The organism is Frankia sp. AiPs1 (assembly GCF_023716945.1).
Classification (GTDB): Bacteria; Actinomycetota; Actinomycetes; order Frankiales; family Frankiaceae; genus Frankia.
The window spans coordinates 1-1,899 of the sequence record NZ_JAMQQF010000824.1; the positions used below are offsets into that span (position 1 = coordinate 1).

The window sequence follows — 1,899 nt, forward strand, 5'->3', positions numbered from 1 at the left end:
GGGGGGTTTACTGGGGTGGTTGAGGGTGCTGCGCGCAGTGATTGGGGTGGGGGGCGACGGTGTGTAGCTGGTGCGGCTGCGGGGCCACCCCCGGGGGGGTGGGCCGGGGCGGCGCGGTCGCCGCGCGAGGCGACGTGACCGGGCCGGCACCGAACCGGTCGAGGCGCCGGAGTCCATCGCCCACGACCCTGCGGCGGAGCTGCTCGCCCGGCGGCGTGCCTACCAGGAGCAGCTCGCCAGGCCGGGGATCATGGGTCGGCTGCTGCGCCGGCCCGGCCCGGTCGCCGCGGTCGCGGGCGGCCTGCTGGTGCTGCTGGCGCTGCCCGCGCTCGGGATGCACACCGCCGAACCCGGCGTCGACGACATTCCGAAGAATCTGCCGATCATGAAGACCTACGAGCGGCTCTCCGCGGCGTTCCCCGGCGGCGAGGTGGCCGCGGCGGTGGTCGTGTCCGGCGCCGACGGTGCCGACGTCACCAGCCCGCGGGCGCGGGCGGCCATCGACGCGCTGCGCACCCGGGCGCTCGCCAGCGGCCGGATGTTCGAGCCGGTGGTCGTCACGGTCACCGCCGACCATCGGGTCGCCCGGGTGAAGATCCCGATCGCGGGCAGCGGCACGGACGGGGAGTCGGTGAAGGCACTGCACACGCTGCGGTCCACCGTGATCCCGGCGACCATCGGCGCCACGCCGGGCCTGCGCGCCGACGTCACCGGCACGACCGCCGGCTCCGCGGACTTCAACGCCCGCCTCAACGGCCGGCTCCCACTGGTCATCGGCTTCGTCATGGTGCTCGCCTTCGCGCTGCTGCTGGTCGCGTTCCGCAGCACCGTCGTCGCGGCGGTCGCCGTCGGGCTGAACCTGCTCTCGGTCGGCGCCGCCTACGGCCTGCTGGTCGCCGTCTTCCAGCACCACTGGGCCGACGGGCTGCTCGGCTACACGTCCACCGGAGCCATCACCAACTGGCTGCCGCTGATGCTGTTCGTGGTGCTGTTCGGGCTGTCCATGGACTACCAGGTCTTCGTGCTCAGTCGGGTCCGGGAGGCCCGGACGGCCGGGCTGTCCATGCGCGACGCCGTGACGGTCGGGGTGCGGCGCAGTGCCGGGGTGGTCACGAGCGCGGCGGTCATCATGGTCGCGGTGTTCTCGATCTTCGCGACGCTGTCCCAGGTCAGCATGAAGCAGCTCGGGGTGGGCCTCGGCGCGGCGATCCTCGTCGACGCCACCGTCATCCGGGTGATCCTCATGCCGGCGGTGCTCACCCTGCTCGGCGAACGCGTGTGGCGGGACACGGCGCCGGCATCGGGGCCGGACGACCCGAGCGGTCCCGATCTGCCGACCCAGCCGACCGGGGCGACCCAGCCGACCGGGGGGACCGGGGCGACCGGGGCGACCGGACACCGCAACCGCCCGGACTACCCGACGCCTCGTTGGGCGATGCCGTCGGGGTGACGCGCCCCGCCGCCGGCCCCCGGCAGGGGCCCGGGGCACCGGCGGGGGGTCGGGGAAACGGCAGGTGGATCGCCGGAACGATGCCCGGATCACAGCCAGTCGCGGCGAGCATTGCACGCGAGTTACAGTGGCGCTCGACGTCCGGTACCCCACCCGAGGACTGGAACGGAAATCATGAGCATCGTCTCCTCCACCGCGCCCGACCAGGCCCCGCGCCCAGACCGCGCCCCGGGCCCTGGTCGACCCACCGGTTCCGGATCCGCCGTCTCGCCCACAGCGACCGACGAACTCACGGTGGCGGCCGAGACTCCCGCAGCAGCGGCTCGGCCCAGCGCCATCCCCAGCCCGGCGCCCGCGCCGTCGCCGGTCGGACGACCCGGCCGGCCCGTGCTGGCCCGCGACCGGGACGAGCTTCGGGCCGCCCTCGTCGCCCTGGACAGGGCGGGCGA

The 1,899-nt window shown here is 74.7% G+C and carries 1 protein-coding gene; it reads left to right on the plus strand.

The window, feature by feature from the left end; translation table 11 throughout:
* Positions 1 to 70 precede the first annotated feature (70 nt).
* Positions 71 to 1,450 (plus strand): MMPL family transporter, encoded by a 1,380-nt coding sequence (locus tag ND748_RS34350; RefSeq protein ID WP_308205779.1) that lies wholly within the window; start codon positions 71 to 73, stop codon positions 1,448 to 1,450.
* Positions 1,451 to 1,899: the final 449 nt, after the last annotated feature.